The 14,424-nt window shown below is 73.1% G+C and carries 13 protein-coding genes; 10 read left to right on the plus strand and 3 right to left on the minus strand.

Annotated features, from left to right (window positions below):
• Positions 1-8: 8 nt before the first annotated feature.
• Genes AB0E19_RS32565 through AB0E19_RS32580 form a run of 4 tightly spaced genes read left to right on the plus strand, consistent with a single transcriptional unit; the run spans position 9 to position 3,863 of the window.
• Positions 9-674 carry a peptidase gene (locus AB0E19_RS32565; RefSeq protein WP_362186590.1) on the plus strand — a complete coding sequence of 222 codons (666 nt, stop codon included), beginning with the start codon at positions 9-11 and terminating at the stop codon, positions 672-674.
• On the plus strand, positions 671-1,516 hold the full coding sequence (locus AB0E19_RS32570) for a hypothetical protein (RefSeq protein WP_362186593.1): 846 nt from the start codon (positions 671-673) through the stop codon (positions 1,514-1,516). Before AB0E19_RS32565 ends, AB0E19_RS32570 begins: the two co-directional genes overlap by 4 nt.
• On the plus strand, positions 1,513-2,526 hold the full coding sequence (locus AB0E19_RS32575; RefSeq protein ID WP_362186596.1) for a hypothetical protein: 1,014 nt from the start codon (positions 1,513-1,515) through the stop codon (positions 2,524-2,526). The genes AB0E19_RS32570 and AB0E19_RS32575 overlap by 4 nt, the downstream gene beginning before the upstream one ends.
• A complete protein-coding gene (locus tag AB0E19_RS32580; protein ID WP_362186599.1) occupies positions 2,523-3,863 on the plus strand; it encodes a hypothetical protein in 1,341 nt (446 codons plus the stop codon). Before AB0E19_RS32575 ends, AB0E19_RS32580 begins: the two co-directional genes overlap by 4 nt.
• A gap of 88 nt (positions 3,864-3,951) precedes the next feature.
• Here the strand turns inward: AB0E19_RS32580 and AB0E19_RS32585 are convergent, their stop codons facing one another.
• On the minus strand, positions 3,952-5,454 hold the full coding sequence (locus AB0E19_RS32585) for an oligopeptide:H+ symporter (protein WP_362186602.1): 1,503 nt from the start codon (positions 5,452-5,454) through the stop codon (positions 3,952-3,954).
• Positions 5,455-5,882: 428 nt separating this feature from the next.
• Here AB0E19_RS32585 and AB0E19_RS32590 point away from each other — a divergent pair, with 428 nt between their 5' ends.
• Both AB0E19_RS32590 and AB0E19_RS32595 read left to right on the plus strand, forming a co-directional pair.
• Positions 5,883-6,560 carry a response regulator transcription factor gene (locus AB0E19_RS32590; protein ID WP_362186605.1) on the plus strand — a complete coding sequence of 226 codons (678 nt, stop codon included), beginning with the start codon at positions 5,883-5,885 and terminating at the stop codon, positions 6,558-6,560.
• 305 nt (positions 6,561-6,865) lie between these two features.
• Positions 6,866-8,137: an ATP-binding protein gene (locus AB0E19_RS32595; RefSeq protein WP_362186608.1), complete on the plus strand. Its 1,272-nt coding sequence runs from the start codon at positions 6,866-6,868 to the stop codon at positions 8,135-8,137.
• A gap of 6 nt (positions 8,138-8,143) precedes the next feature.
• On the opposite strand, the gene AB0E19_RS32600 is transcribed toward AB0E19_RS32595, so the two are convergent.
• The gene (locus AB0E19_RS32600) at positions 8,144-8,674 is read right to left on the minus strand and encodes a GtrA family protein (protein ID WP_362186611.1); all 531 of its coding nucleotides are present in this window, start codon (positions 8,672-8,674) and stop codon (positions 8,144-8,146) included.
• A gap of 130 nt (positions 8,675-8,804) precedes the next feature.
• On the opposite strand from AB0E19_RS32600, the gene AB0E19_RS32605 reads away from it, so the two are divergent.
• The 4 genes from AB0E19_RS32605 (at position 8,805) to AB0E19_RS32620 (ending at position 12,805) form a co-directional block, all read left to right on the plus strand.
• Positions 8,805-9,998, plus strand: coding sequence for a 5-(carboxyamino)imidazole ribonucleotide synthase (locus AB0E19_RS32605; protein WP_362186614.1), 1,194 nt, complete (start codon positions 8,805-8,807; stop codon positions 9,996-9,998).
• 55 nt (positions 9,999-10,053) lie between these two features.
• Positions 10,054-10,551: a 5-(carboxyamino)imidazole ribonucleotide mutase gene (purE, locus tag AB0E19_RS32610; protein WP_362186645.1), complete on the plus strand. Its 498-nt coding sequence runs from the start codon at positions 10,054-10,056 to the stop codon at positions 10,549-10,551.
• Positions 10,548-11,744 (plus strand): dipeptidase, encoded by a 1,197-nt coding sequence (locus tag AB0E19_RS32615; protein ID WP_362186617.1) that lies wholly within the window; start codon positions 10,548-10,550, stop codon positions 11,742-11,744. The genes purE and AB0E19_RS32615 overlap by 4 nt, the downstream gene beginning before the upstream one ends.
• 140 nt (positions 11,745-11,884) lie before the next feature.
• The gene (locus AB0E19_RS32620; RefSeq protein ID WP_362186621.1) at positions 11,885-12,805 is read left to right on the plus strand and encodes a membrane dipeptidase; all 921 of its coding nucleotides are present in this window, start codon (positions 11,885-11,887) and stop codon (positions 12,803-12,805) included.
• A 63-nt stretch (positions 12,806-12,868) separates the two neighbouring features.
• On the opposite strand, the gene AB0E19_RS32625 is transcribed toward AB0E19_RS32620, so the two are convergent.
• A complete protein-coding gene (locus tag AB0E19_RS32625; protein ID WP_362186624.1) occupies positions 12,869-14,203 on the minus strand; it encodes a UDP-glucose/GDP-mannose dehydrogenase family protein in 1,335 nt (444 codons plus the stop codon).
• Positions 14,204-14,424: the final 221 nt, after the last annotated feature.

The following is a 14,424-nucleotide window of genomic DNA, read 5'->3' on the forward strand; positions in this document are numbered from 1 at the left end:
CGGCCGCCGTGCTCACGGCCGCCGTCGCGGTCTGGGCCCCGGCCGGCCTCGTCGCCGCGCCCGCCGCCCACGCCGAGGTCGTCGACGTGGAGTACGCCTGCGAGACCGAGATCGGCGACCGCTCCGCCGTCTCGCCCGTGGACATCACGGCCGAGCGGAAGGGCGACGCCTACACGATCACCATGACCTTCGACAAAGGCGTCTCCGACAGCCCCGTCGAACTCCCCAAGGGCGTCATGACCCCGCGCGCCGAGCTCGTCCTCGGCGGCGACGACCGGGGCGCCGTCCAGGTGAAGGGCACGCCCAACCCCGCCGCCGTCCCCGCCTTCACCCCCGTCAGGATCGGCACCCTCACCGGCACCTACACGCCGAAGCGGAACGGCACCGTCACCTTCACCGCCGGGGTGCTCACCGTCCACGCCCTCGGCATGGACGCCGCCGTCTGCGGACCCGCGAACAAGCCCGGCCCCTCCCTCACCCTCACGGTGACGGGCCTGCGGGAGACCGACGGGGAGGAGGACGCCGTGGAGGCGGCCCTGCCCGGCGGTGAACTCCCGAAGACCGGCGGCCTCTCCACCACCACCGCCCTCGCCACCCTCGGCGGCACCGTCCTCCTCGGCGGGACCGGCGCCCTCCTCTGGCTCACCCGCCGCCCCCGCCCGGCCCGCCCGTGACCAGGACCCGGTACGCGCTCCTCGCCGCCGGCGCCGTCCTCGGCACGCTCGCCGCCGCGCCGCAGGAGACCGCCGCGCCGCACGCAACCGCCGAGCGCCCCGCCGCCTCCGCCGGGTGGACCGCCGCGCCCGCCGCCGGGCGGCCGTATGCCTACCTCGAAGGGCCCGCCGGGAGCGTCCTGGAGGACACCCTCTCCGTCACCAACCCCGGACCCCGCCCGCTCACCGTCACCCTCACGGGTGAAGGGCCCGCCGCCGTCGCCTTCGCCGCCCGCACCGTCACCGTGCCCGCCCGCACCCGCGCCGACGTGCCCTTCGCCGTCACCGTCGCCGCCGCCACCGCGCCCGGCGAACACCGCGGCACGGTACGGGCCGGGGCCGGCGGCCGGAGCGTCGGCGTCGACCTGCGGCTCAAGGTCAGCGGCCCCGAACTCGCCGCCCTCACCGTCGAGGACGCCCGCGTCGACCGGGCCACCGGCACCCTCCACTACACCCTCGTCAACCGCGGCAGCACCGTCCTCGACCGGCCCCGCCTCGCCGTCCGCGCCGACGGCCTCCTCGGCACCGTCCTCGACCTCCCCGACCGCGCCCTGCCGCTCACCCTCCGCCCCGGCGAGCGCGCCGCCCGCGCCGAACCCTGGCCCGACCCGCCGGCCCTCGACTCCGTCACCGTCCGGCTCACCGCCACCGCCCCCGGAGCCACCCCCGCCACCGCCGCCACCGCCGCCGTCTTCGCCTCCGCGCCCGCCCTCGCCGCCGCCGGCCTGCTGCCGCTCGCGGCGGCGGGCGGAGCCGCGTACACGCTCCGGCGCCGGGCCCGCACGAAGGGAGCCCCCGCATGAGACCGGCCACCGCCCGTCCCCGTACGGCCCTGGCCGCGCTGCTCACGGCGCTCGCCCTCGCCCTGCTCCCCGCCGCCCCCGCGCCCGCCGCGCCCGCCGCGGGCGACCCCACCGTCGCCGTCTCGCAGGCCCAGGCCCCCAAGGGCGGCGAACTCACCGTCAGCGGCGCCGGCTGGAAGGCCGGGGCGCTCCTCATGGTGCTGCTCTGCGGCCAGGGCACCCCGGAGAAGGGCGTCGTCGGCGGCACCAACAGCTGCGCCAACACCGACGGACGCGCCGCCACCGTCGACGCGCGCGGCGCCTTCAGCGTCAAGCTGCCGGTGGTCGCCCCGCCCAGACCCTGCCCCTGCGTCGTCCACGTCTCCGGCGTCACCGGCACCCAGGACGTCGTCGACGCCGGCTTCACCGTCGCCGGCCACCCCACCGCCCCGCTCCCCGACGCCACCGGCGACGGACGGCTCGCCGTCCTCACCGCCGCCCGCCTGGACGGTTCGGGCGGAGTCCTCACCTGGTTCGGCGCGCCACCGTCCCGCACCCTCGTCCTCACCGTCGGGAACCTCGGCAGCGCGCCCGTCCGCGACCCGGTCTTCCTCCTCGGCACCGCCCGCGGCGTCCTCGCCCCGGGCGACGAGGAGCGGCAGTGGCGCGGCACCATCAAGCCCGGGCAGAAGGCCAGGATCGAGCTGGACGTCGAGCTCTCCGCCGGCGCCCACGGCGACTACCGGGTGTCCGTCTCGTACGGCGGGAAACTCCTCGCCGAGCAGCCGTGGACGGTGGGCCGCCCCTGGGGCGTGGTCCTCTTCTGGGCCCTGCTCGCCCTGGTCGTGCCCGCCGCCCTCTTCCGGGCCGGCATGGTCCTCGTCGACCGGGCCGGCGGCCGGAACCGCGACCCCGTCCCCGTCCCCGTACCGGCGGACGCGGACGGCCCCGGGACGACCGCGGCCCTCCCGTGGTTCCTCCCCGACTCCGCACCGACCGAGAACAGTCCGACGACGAAGGGACATTCGTGAGCACGCAACGGAGGACGATCGCGGCCGGGGTCGCGCTGATGCTCGGCGGCGCGGGGATCCTGCTCTCCGCCGGGTCCGCCCAGGCCGCCCAGATCTCGTTCAGGACGGAGTGCATCCCGCCGTCGATCTCCGGCCTCCCGCCGGTCCAGGGCACCACCACGGTGCTCGTCACCGCACCCGCCACCGCCAAGGTCGGCGACACCGTCGAGGTCGTCTGGAAGACCGTGAAGCCGGCCTCCAAGAACCCCGACGTGCTCGACCTGGACGCCGACACCGTGAAGCCGACCGGCACCATGAAGGTCGCCGGGGCGCAGAGCGGCACGGTCGCCATGGAGGGTCCCCGGAAGAACCCGCCGATCCCCAAGAACAGCGACATGGTGCTGCCCGAGATGAAGGGCACCCTGAAGCTGACCAAGGCGGGCGACGTCACGCTGACGCCGGACGCGTACACGATCAACGTGTCGAAGCCGATGTCCACGAACACCACGTGCACGCCGAAGGAGCAGGTCCCGGTCGGCGCCACGATCAAGGTGACGGACGGCGGCGGCGGCTCGGGCGGCGGCTCGGACAGCGGCGGCGCCGCGAGCGGGGGCTCCGACAGCGGGGGCTCCGGCGGCGGCCCGACCGACTTCCCGGGCAAGGAGGTCGACGTGAACTTCACCTGCACCGGCCCCGGCGCACCGCCCTCCATCACCACCAAGGTGTCGGTCAGCGCCAAGAAGAACGGCGGCGCGTTCGACCTCACGGTCAAGACCGCCAAGAACGTCATGCCGACCCCGGCCCCGCTGCCCGCGAAGGCCCTCACGCCCAGCATGGACATCAGGATCGGCGGGGACGACAGCGGCACCGTCAAGGTCACCGGCGCGCCCAACCCCACCGCGCTCAAGGCCGACGACCCGGTGAGCCTCACCGACATGAAGGGCACCTACAAGCCCGGCGCCACCGGCAAGGCGACGCTCACCCCGGGCGCGCTCACCATCAGCGTCGTCCTCGCCCCGGGCGCCGAACCCATCAAGATCCCCTGCACGGTGAAGGGCGCGGTCCAGGCGTCCCTCACCCTGGACACCGCCAAGCAGTCCGGCGGCGCCTCCGGCTCCACCGACAACGGCGGCGGCGACAACGGCGGCACGGACGACGGCGGCACCGGCAACGGCGGCAGCCCCTCCGGAAGCGGCGGCGACGGCGGCTCCGGCTCCGGCGACGGCCTCGCCCAGACCGGCGCCGAGTCCGACGGCGCCCTGCGCGCCCTCGGCCTGGTCGCCGGCACGGCGGTCCTCCTCGGCGGTGCGGTCTTCACCTTCACCCCGTGGCGCCGCCTGGCCCGCAGGCAGCGCTGAGCGGAGCGGCCGAGCCGCAGCGGAAAGGGGACGGCCCCGGCACACCGTGAAGGGTGTGCCGGGGCCGTCCCGTGCGCGCGGTCGTGCGTCAGTGCACGTCGCCCATGAGGCTCTGGACCTTCTTGCGGTACATGAAGACCGCGAAGCCCGCCAGGACGGCGAGGGACGCCTCCATGGCGATCACCCCCGTGCCGTTCAGGTCCACACCGGCCAGCGAGAGCAGACCCGTGGTGCAGTCACCGGCGGTGACGGCGAGGAACCAGACGCCCATCATCTGGGAGGCGTACTTCTGCGGTGCCATCTTCGTCGTGACCGAGAGGCCGACGGGGGAGAGGCACAGCTCACCGATGGTCTGGATCATGTAGATCGAGACGAGCCACATCGGGGAGACCTTGGTGCCGTCGCCCGCCATGTTCATCGGGACGATGAAGACGAAGAAGGAGGCACCGACCAGGACCAGGCCCATCGCGAACTTCACGATGGTGTTCGGCTCCTGGTTCTTGCGGGCCAGCCACAGCCACAGCCAGGCGAAGACCGGGGCCAGCGCCATGACGAAGAGCGGGTTCAGCGACTGGTACCAGGTGGCCGGGAAGCCGAAGCCGAGGACGGTGTCCGCGGTCTTGCCGTCGGCGAAGAGCGACAGGGTCGAGCCGCCCTGGTCGTAGATCATCCAGAAGATGGCGGCGGCCACGAAGAACCAGATGTAGCCGGTCATCTTCGACTGCTCGGTGTTCGACAGGTCCTTGTCGCGCTTGATGCGGACGAGGACGGCGACCGGGATGATCAGGCCGGCCAGGGTGATCGGGACGATCGCCCAGTTCAGGGTGTACATGCCCAGGGCGATGACGACGCCGTAGAAGGCGGCGGCGAGGACCAGGACCAGGCAGACCTTGACCAGGATGTTCTTGCGCTCGGCGGCCGAGAGCGGGTTCGGGACGACGTTGCTCTTCGGGCTCAGGTTCTTCGTGCCGATCAGGAACTGGAGCAGACCCAGACCCATGCCGGCCGCGGCGAGCGCGAAGCCGAGGTGCCAGTTGACCTTCTCGCCGACGGTGCCGACGACGAACGGGGCGACGAAGGCACCGAGGTTGATGCCGATGTAGAAGAGGGTGAAGCCACCGTCACGGCGCGGGTCGTCCGGGCCCTCGTACAGGTGGCCGACCATCGTCGAGATGTTGGCCTTCAGCAGACCGGAGCCGGCCGCGACCAGCGCGAGGCCGACGAAGAACATCGCCTGGCCGGGGATGGCCAGCGAGAGGTGACCGGCCATGATCACGAAGCCGGCTATCGCGACGGTCTTGCGCGCGCCCCAGACGCGGTCGCCGAACCATCCGCCCGGCATGGCCATCAGGTAGACCATCGACACGTACACGGAGTAGATCGCCGTGGCCGTGGCAGCCGTCATGGCCAGTCCGCCACCCTGGCTGCCGGTCGCCGCGTCGGCGCCGCCGGAGACCAGGTACAGGACGAGAAGCGCCCGCATGCCGTAGTAGGAGAAACGCTCCCACATCTCGGTCATGAAGAGGGTGGCGAGGCCGCGGGGGTGTCCGAAGAACTCCTTCGGACCCGCGGGAACGGTCGTAGCCGCCATGTCGATCCTTGCTCTGTCGGGACGCGACGCCTCGTGAGCGTGATGCGCCCGGTGGGGGGTGGCCGGCACCGGCCGGGGTGTTCGCACCCCGTCCGGGATCCACGCCCCGCCGCGCGTCTTCACGCCGCGGGACCCGGCCCACAGGTCTTTCACCGTCCGAGGGTGGCAGGGCCAACCTGCCGCAGAAAAGAGGACCTTCGCTGATGAAGCAGGCCAAAGGTCCCCGATTACCCCTACAGACGTCTCGCCACCATACGACACGACAGTGCCGGATATGGAAGGACTTGAGAGATGGATCACAGGTGACCAAGGAACCAACGGGCGTCAATCCAAGGTGATGTACAGGTTACGCACCCTGCTTCGGAGGCACCGGCCACCGCACCGTGATCCCGCCCCGGCCCGGCACCCGTGCGGACTACCATCACCCCATGACCCGTGTACTGCTCGCCGAGGACGACGCATCCATCTCGGAACCGCTGGCCCGCGCCCTGCGGAGAGAGGGGTACGAGGTCGAGGTCCGAGAGGACGGGCCGTCCGCGCTCGACACCGGGCTCCAGGGCGGCGTCGACCTGGTCGTGCTCGACCTGGGCCTGCCCGGCATGGACGGCCTGGAGGTCGCCCGCCGGCTGCGCGCCGACGGGCACACGGTCCCGATCCTGGTCCTCACCGCCCGCGCGGACGAGGTCGACACGGTGGTCGGCCTCGACGCCGGCGCCGACGACTACGTGACGAAGCCCTTCCGCCTCGCCGAGCTCCTCGCCCGCGTCCGGGCCCTCCTCCGGCGCGGCGCCGCCGAGCCGGCCCCCGCGCCCGCCACCCACGGCGTCCGCATCGACGTCGAGTCGCACCGCGCGTGGATGGGCGACGAGGAGCTCCAGCTCACGGCCAAGGAGTTCGACCTCCTGCGCGTCCTGGTCCGCGACGCGGGCCGGGTCGTCACCCGCGACCAGCTGATGCGCGAGGTCTGGGACACCACCTGGTGGTCCTCCACCAAGACCCTCGACATGCACATCTCCTGGCTCCGCAAGAAACTCGGCGACGACGCGGCGAACCCCCGCTACATCGCCACGGTGCGAGGCGTCGGCTTCCGCTTCGAGAAGAGCTGACCCCACCTCACGCTGTGGGCATGCGTTCCGCCGGGGCGATGGGGGTCCCCCCTGTTCGAGCGAAGCCGAGAGCTTGGGGGAGGGCGGGCGCAGCGGACGGCGCCCCGTGCCGGGCCCAGGCCTCCGCGCCCGAACCCGCACCCGAGCAGGCCCGCGCCGACACCGCGCGCCGACAGGACGCGCCCCGCCGACGGTGCTCACGCCGCGTCCGCGACCGCCGGCCGCCGGGGGCCGCTCGCGCAGTTCCCCGCGCCCCTTCCGGTGCGCCACCCCCTGGTCATCGTCCAACCGCTCCCGGAGGGCACGTGCGCCGCCGCCTCATCACCAGCACCCTCGCCGTCGTCCTCGTGGTGATCGCCGTCTTCGGCGTCTCCCTCGTCCTCGTCGAGACGAGGACCATCACCGCCAGCGCCCAGGAGAGCGTCGACGCCGAAGCCCTCCGCATCGTCTCGATCGTCGACAGCCGGCTCATCGGCGGCGAACCCGTGAGCCCCGCCATCCTCGCGGAGCAGAGCGGCGCGAAGCGGTACGCCCTGGTCACCATCCCGGGCCGCCCGCCCATCGAGATCGGCACCCGCCCCACCGGCAGCGTCATCCGGGGCTACGCGGAGGGCGAGCGCGGCGAGACCGTGATCGTCGAGGAGTCCCGCTCGGCCGTCACCTCCGAGGTCGGCAGCACCGCCCTGATCATCGTGGCGGTCGCCGGGCTCGCCGTCGTCGCCGCCGTCCTCCTCGCCGTACGCCAGGCGAACCGGCTCGCCTCCCCGCTCACCGACCTCGCCGAGACCGCCGAGCGGCTCGGCTCGGGCGACCCCAGGCCCCGGCACAAGCGGTACGGGGTCCCCGAGCTGGACCGGGTCGCGGACGTCCTGGACGCCTCGGCCGAGCGGATCGCCCGGATGCTCACCGCCGAACGCCGGCTCGCCGCCGACGCCTCCCACCAGCTCCGCACCCCCCTCACCGCGCTGTCCATGCGCCTGGAGGAGGTCGCCCTCGCCGACGACCTGGACACGGTCAAGGAGGAGGCGACGATCGCGCTGACGCAGGTCGAGCGGCTCACCGACGTCGTCGAGCGGCTGCTGACGAACTCCCGCGACCCGCGCTCCGGCTCCGCCGTCGCCTTCGACCTCGACGAGGTCGTCAAGCAGCAGATCGAGGAGTGGCGCCCCGCCTACCGCAGCGCGGGCCGGGCCATCGTCCGCTCCGGCAAGCAGGGCATGCGCGCGATCGGCACCCCGGGCGCGGTCGCCCAGGTCCTCGCCGCGCTCATCGAGAACTCGCTCATGCACGGCGGCGGCACCGTCGCCCTGCGCACCCGCGTCACCGGCAACCAGTCGGTGATCGAGGTCACCGACGAGGGGCCCGGCGTCCCCGCCGACCTCGGCGCGCGGATCTTCGAGCGGGCGGTCAGCGGCCGCAGCTCCACCGGCATCGGGCTGGCGGTCGCCCGGGACCTGGCGGAGGCCGACGGCGGGCGCCTGGAACTGCTCAAGGAGCACCCGCCGGTCTTCGCGCTCTTCCTGAGCAAGGAGGCCCGCAGCGTCACCGACGAGCAGGGGGAACGCCCCGTGCGGTGAGCTTCCCTACACGTGGTCGGGCTGCCGCCGCCGGGGCCGGCGGGGCGTGGGGACCGGCTCCGACTGCTCCAGGAAGGACTCGGCCGTCTGCACGGCCTCCTTCGCCGGCAGCGCCCGGAACACCCAGGTGCGGTAGGACCAGAAGCGGAACAGGGTCCCGAGGCCGATCCCGAAGAACTTGAAGAAGTTGCTCGCCAGCGAGCCGTTCCAGCCGAGGCCGTACGTCGCCGTGTACAGCACGCCGTTCTCGATCACGAGGCCGACGAGGCTGAACAGCAGGAAGAGGGACATCTCCTTGGTGCGGCCCGACTTGTCGCGGTCGCGGTACGTGAAGTAACGGAACCCCACGTAGTTGAAGGCGATGGCCACGATGGTGGCGATCACGCTGGCCCGCACCACCGGAAGCTCCGTGGTGTGCCGGACCAGGTTGAAGACGGCCAGGTTGACCAGGACTCCGAGGCCGCCGACCACGCCGAACTTGGCGACCTCTCGGCCGAGCAGGGCGAGTCGCGTGCGCAGCGCGCCGGGTTCGCTCATGGTGGGGTCGGTCCGTCCGTCGGGTGACGTCCGGGTGACGTCAACCCACTCATGCTAACCAGCCACCCGTGTCACCCGCCCGGGTAGAGGCGAAAGCTGTGGAAAACCGGGTCGCACCCCGTCACGCCTTGTGTCAACCCACAGCCGGAAGAGTGTTCACGGATGGTGCGGATACCCTAAGAGGGTGACGTTCCCGGTAGTAGGCATGGTCGGCGGCGGGCAGCTCGCCCGCATGACACACGAGGCGGGTATTCCCCTCGGCATCCAGTTCAAGCTCCTCAGTGACACCCCTCAGGACTCGGCGGCCCTGGTGGCCGGCGAGGTCGTCATCGGCGACTACCGGGACCTGGACACGCTCCGCGCCTTCGCGCGCGGCTGCGACGTGATCACCTTCGATCACGAGCACGTCCCCACCGCGCACCTGCGCGCCCTGGAGGCCGACGGCATCCCCGTCCGCCCCGGGCCCGACGCCCTGGTGCACGCGCAGGACAAGGGGGTGATGCGGGCGAAGCTCGACGAGATCGGCGCGCCCAGCCCCCGCCACCGCCTCGTGGCCGACGCGGCCGACGCGGTCGCCTTCGCCGAGGAGGGCGACGGCTTCCCGATCATCCTCAAGACCGTGCGCGGCGGGTACGACGGCAAGGGCGTCTGGTTCGTCCGCACCGCCGAAGACGCCCGCGACCCCTTCCTCGCCGGCGTGCCCGTGCTCGCCGAGGAGAAGGTCGACTTCGTCCGCGAGCTCGCGGCGAACATCGTCCGCTCCCCGCACGGCCAGGCCGTCGCCTACCCGGTGGTCGAGTCCCGCCAGGTCGACGGCGTCTGCGACACCGTGATCGCCCCCGCCCCCGACCTCGACCCCGAGCTCGCGGTGCGGGCCCAGGAGCTGGCGCTGCGGATCGCCAAGGAGCTCGGCGTCGTCGGCCACCTCGCCGTGGAGCTCTTCCAGACCACCGACGGCCGCATCCTCGTCAACGAGCTGGCGATGCGCCCGCACAACTCCGGCCACTGGACCCAGGACGGGGCGATCACCAGCCAGTTCGCCAACCACGTCCGCGCCGTCCTCGACCTGCCGCTCGGCGACCCCCGCCCGCGCGCCCCGTGGACCGTGATGTGCAACGTCCTCGGCGGCGACTACCCGGACATGTACCAGGGCTATCTGCACTGCATGGCCCGGGACCCGCAGCTCAAGATCCACATGTACGGCAAGGACGTGAAGCCCGGGCGTAAGGTCGGTCACGTCAACACCTACGGCGACGACCTGGACGAGGTGCTGGAGCGCGCCCGCCACGCCGCCGACTACCTGCGAGGGACGATCGTTGAGTAACGAGGCGAGCAACGAGACGAACGACCCGGGCAACGGCCCGCTCGTCGGCATCGTGATGGGCTCCGACTCCGACTGGCCCGTCATGGAGGCCGCCGCCCAGGCGCTCGACGAGTTCGGGATCCCGTACGAGGTCGACGTCGTCTCCGCCCACCGGATGCCGCGCGAGATGATCGCGTACGGCGAGGAGGCCGCCGGCCGCGGCCTCAAGGCGATCATCGCGGGCGCCGGCGGCGCCGCCCACCTGCCGGGCATGCTCGCCTCCGTCACCCCGCTCCCGGTCATCGGCGTCCCCGTGCCGCTGAAGTACCTCGACGGCATGGACTCGCTCCTGTCGATCGTCCAGATGCCCGCCGGCATCCCGGTCGCCACCGTCTCCGTCGCCGGCGCGCGCAACGCGGGCCTGCTCGCCGTCCGCGTGCTGGCCGCCGCCGACCCCGCGCTCCAGGCCCGGATGAGCGACTTCCTCCAGGACCTGAACGGCCAGGCCACCGAGAAGGGCAAGCGGCTGCGCGCCAAGGTCGCCGGCGCCGACTCCTTCGGGTTCGGCAAGTGAGCGCGGCCGAGCGGCTCGCCGAGGCCCGGGCCCTCCTCGCGGAGGCACCCGTCGTCGACGGGCACAACGACCTCCCGTGGGCGCTGCGCGAGCAGTGCGGCTACGACCTCGACAGGCTCGACATCGCGGGCGACCGCTCGGCCTCCCTCCACACCGACCTCGCCCGGCTCCGCGCCGGCGGGGTCGGTGCCCAGTTCTGGTCCGTCTACGTCCCCGGCCGGCTCGCCGGCGACCACGCGGTCAGCGCCACCCTGGAGCAGATCGACGCCGTCGACCGGCTCGTCGAGCGGTACGCGGCCGACCTCGCGCCCGCCCGGACCGCCGCCGACATCGCCAAGGCCCGCGCCGAGGGCCGGATCGCCTCCCTCAAGGGCGCCGAGGGCGGCCACTCGATCGACAACTCCCTCGCGACCCTGCGCGCCCTGTACGCCCTCGGCGTGCGGTACATGACCCTCACGCACAACGAGAACAACGACTGGGCCGACTCCGCCACCGACGAGCCCCGGCACGGCGGCCTCACCGCCTTCGGCCGCGCCGTCGTCCGCGAGATGAACCGCTGCGGCATGCTCGTCGACCTCTCGCACGTCGCCGCGACCACCATGCGCGACGCCCTCGACGAGAGCACCGCGCCGGTGATCTTCTCCCACTCCTCGTCCCGCGCGGTCTGCGACCACCCGAGGAACATCCCCGACGACGTCCTGGAGCGGCTGTCCGCCAACGGCGGCGTGGCGATGGCGACCTTCGTCCCGAAGTTCATCCTCCCCGCGGCCGTCGAGTGGACCCTGCGCGCCGACGAGAACCTCCGCGCCCACGGCCTCCACCACCTCGACACCACCCCGAGGGCGAAGGAGATCCACGCCGCCTTCGCGGCCGACCACCCCCGCCCGGTCGCCACCGCCGCCACCGTCGCCGACCACCTCGACCACATGCGCGAGGCCGCCGGCATCGACCACATCGGCATCGGCGGCGACTACGACGGCACCGCCTTCACCCCGGCGGGCCTCGACGACGTCGCCGGCTACCCCAACCTGATCGCCGAACTCCTCGACCGCGGCTGGTCCCACGCCGACCTCACCAAGCTGACCTGGTCGAACACGCTCCGCGTGCTCGGCGACGCGGAGGCCGTCTCCCGGGACCTGACCGCCCGCACAGCCGCCTCGCACGCCACGCTCGCCCAGCTCGACGGCGCCTGACGGAGCCCGCCCCGGAGCTCACCCGTACGGCGCAGTCCGACGGGCTCCGGACGGGCCCCGGTGGCACGGTGGACCGTACTGCCCCGCCTCCTTCGGCGGGGTAGTACTGCATCACCGAGTTCGGAAGTGTGAGTAGTGCCATGGCAGATCTCGACGATCATCCCCCCTTCTCTGCCGCCTCCGGCGCCGTCGGCGCGCTGGAACCCCCGGAGCCACCACCCACGCCGCTCGACGAGACCGCCCGCGCCCGGGCGATCCTCGCCGCGCAGCCCGTCGTCGAGGGACACGCCGAACTCCCCCCGCTCCTCGACCCCGAGGACCTGCCGCCCGCCCGGGCGCAGGAGGCCGGGGCCCAGTTCTGGTCGCTGCGGGTGGACGCCGACGACGTCCTCGGCACCCTGCGCCGCCTCGACACCATCCGGGCGCTCGTCGCCGCCTGCCCCGAGGACCTGCGCCTGGCGCACACCGCCTCGGAGATGATCCACGCCCGCAACTGCGGCCGGGTCGCCGCCCTCCTCGGGCCGGTGAGCTGGACCGCCCTCGGCGGGTCCGCCGCCACCCTGCGGGCGTACCACGCCCTCGGCGTCCGGGCCGTGAACCTCACCCGCTTCGACCGCTTCGCCCGCGAGGCGGTCCGCGAGATGAACCGCATCGGCCTCGCCGTGGACCTCTCCGGCGCCGACCAGGACACCGTCCGCAAGGTCCTCGCCGTCACCCGCGCGCCCGCCCTGCTCACCCGGGCCGAGCCGGACGCCCTCCCGGACGACGTGCTGCGGCTCCTCGGCGAGAACGGCGCCGTCGTCATGGTCGCCGTCGGCGAGGACCCCGCCGCCACGGCCGGCCTCCTCGACCGGGTGCGCGAGCTGGCGGGGCCCGCGTCCACGGGCCTCTCCCACCTGGCGACCCGGACCGCCGGCTACGTGCCGCTCTTCGCGGAGCTGCTCCGCCGCGACTGGCCGGCCCGCGACCTGGTCGGCCTGGCCCACGGCAACGCGACCCGCGCCCTGCGCGAGACCGAGTTCCTGTCCCGTACCAACCGGATCAGGCCCGTCGCCGCCTGACCCGCACCCGTACCGCACGGAGAAGGGGCACCCCTCGGGGCGCCCCTTCCTCGTGTCGTGCCGTCAGGCGCGCGGTCGGCCCATCGCGCGGTACGTCCAGCCGGCCGCCCGCCACCGCTCGCCGTCCAGGGCGTTGCGCCCGTCGAGGAGGACCGGGGAGGAGACGGCGGCGGCCAGCTCCGCCGGGTCGAGCTCGCGGAACTCGCGCCACTCGGTCAGGTGCAGCACCACGTCCGCGCCCCGGACGGCCTCCAGGGCGGTGTCCGCGTAGCCGAGGGTCGGGAAGAGCCTGCGGGCGTTCTCCATGCCCTTGGGGTCGTAGACGGTGACCTGGCCGCCCTGGAGCTGGATCTGGCCGGCCACGTTGAGCGCGGGGGAGTCGCGGACGTCGTCCGAGTCCGGCTTGAAGGTGGCGCCGAGGACGGCGACCCGGCGGCCCAGGAAGGAGTCCCCGCCGAGCGCCTCGCGGGCCATCTCGACCATCTGGCCGCGCCGCCGCATGTTGATGGAGTCGATCTCGCGGAGGAAGGTCAGCGCCTGGTCGACGCCGAGCTCGCCCGCCCGGGCCATGAAGGCGCGGATGTCCTTGGGCAGGCAGCCGCCGCCGAAGCCGACGCCGGCCCGCAGGAACTTGTTGCCGATCCGCTCGTCGTGGCCGATGGCCTCGGCCAGCTTGACGACGTCGCCGCCGGCCGCCTCGCAGATCTCGGCCATCGCGTTGATGAAGGAGATCTTGGTGGCGAGGAAGGAGTTCGCGGCCGTCTTGACGAGTTCGGCGGTCGGGAAGTCGGTGACGACGAACGGCGAGCCCTCGGCGACGGGGATCGCGTACACCTCGCGCAGCAGCTTCTCGGCCCGCCCGCCGTCCTCGCCGTGGACGCCGACGACGATCCGGTCGGGCCGCAGGGTGTCCTGGACGGCGAAGCCCTCGCGCAGGAACTCCGGGTTCCAGGCCAGCCGCACGCCCTCCGGCAGCACGCCGACGAGCCGCTCGGCCGAGCCGACGGGGACGGTCGACTTGCCGACGACCAGCGAGCCGGCGCGGGCGACGGCGGAGAGCGAGGCGAAGGCGGCGTCGACGTAGCTCATGTCGCAGCCGTACTCGCCGTGCTTCTGCGGGGTGTTCACGCAGACGAAGTGGACGTCGCCGAAGGCGCCGACCTCCTCCCAGGAGGTGGTGAAGCGCAGCCGGCCGGTGGAGCCCTCGAACCCGGCGACGTGCTTGCGGAGCAGCTCCTCCAGGCCGGGCTCGAACATCGGGACGCGGCCGGAGGCCAGCAGCTCGACCTTCTCCGGCACGACGTCGAGCCCGAGGACCTCGAAGCCCATCTCGGCCATGGCAGCGGCGTGGGTGGCGCCGAGGTAGCCGGTGCCGATCACCGTGATCTTCAGGGCCATGCGGGACTCCAGGGGCGTCGGGCGAAAGTGCCTGCCCGAGCATAGTCGTGCCCTGGCAGAGCCCCCGGTTCACGCCCTACCCTTTGGGTTACTTAACGGTAGTTAGCAAGCCAGGGAGCTCAAGAGCATGGGCAAGGACTTCGACCTGTACCGGACGTCCGAGGAGCACGAGATGCTCCGGGAGTCGGTGCGTGCGCTGGCGGAGGCGAAGATCGCTCCGT

Source organism: Streptomyces sp. NPDC047974 (assembly GCF_040653375.1).
Lineage (GTDB): Bacteria > Actinomycetota > Actinomycetes > Streptomycetales > Streptomycetaceae > Streptomyces.

Excerpts from the sequence above, each read along its gene's own strand:
- purE (WP_362186645.1), top strand. The coding sequence starts at position 10,054 with ATGGGCTCCGACTCCGACTGGCCCGTCATGGAGGCCGCCGCCCAGGCG.
- AB0E19_RS32575 (WP_362186596.1), top strand. The coding sequence starts at position 1,513 with ATGAGACCGGCCACCGCCCGTCCCCGTACGGCCCTGGCCGCGCTGCTC.
- AB0E19_RS32625 (WP_362186624.1), bottom strand. The coding sequence starts at position 14,203 with ATGGCCCTGAAGATCACGGTGATCGGCACCGGCTACCTCGGCGCCACC.
- AB0E19_RS32590 (WP_362186605.1), top strand. The coding sequence starts at position 5,883 with ATGACCCGTGTACTGCTCGCCGAGGACGACGCATCCATCTCGGAACCG.
- AB0E19_RS32600 (WP_362186611.1), bottom strand. The coding sequence starts at position 8,674 with ATGAGCGAACCCGGCGCGCTGCGCACGCGACTCGCCCTGCTCGGCCGA.
- AB0E19_RS32585 (WP_362186602.1), bottom strand. The coding sequence starts at position 5,454 with ATGGCGGCTACGACCGTTCCCGCGGGTCCGAAGGAGTTCTTCGGACAC.
- AB0E19_RS32620 (WP_362186621.1), top strand. The coding sequence starts at position 11,885 with ATGGCAGATCTCGACGATCATCCCCCCTTCTCTGCCGCCTCCGGCGCC.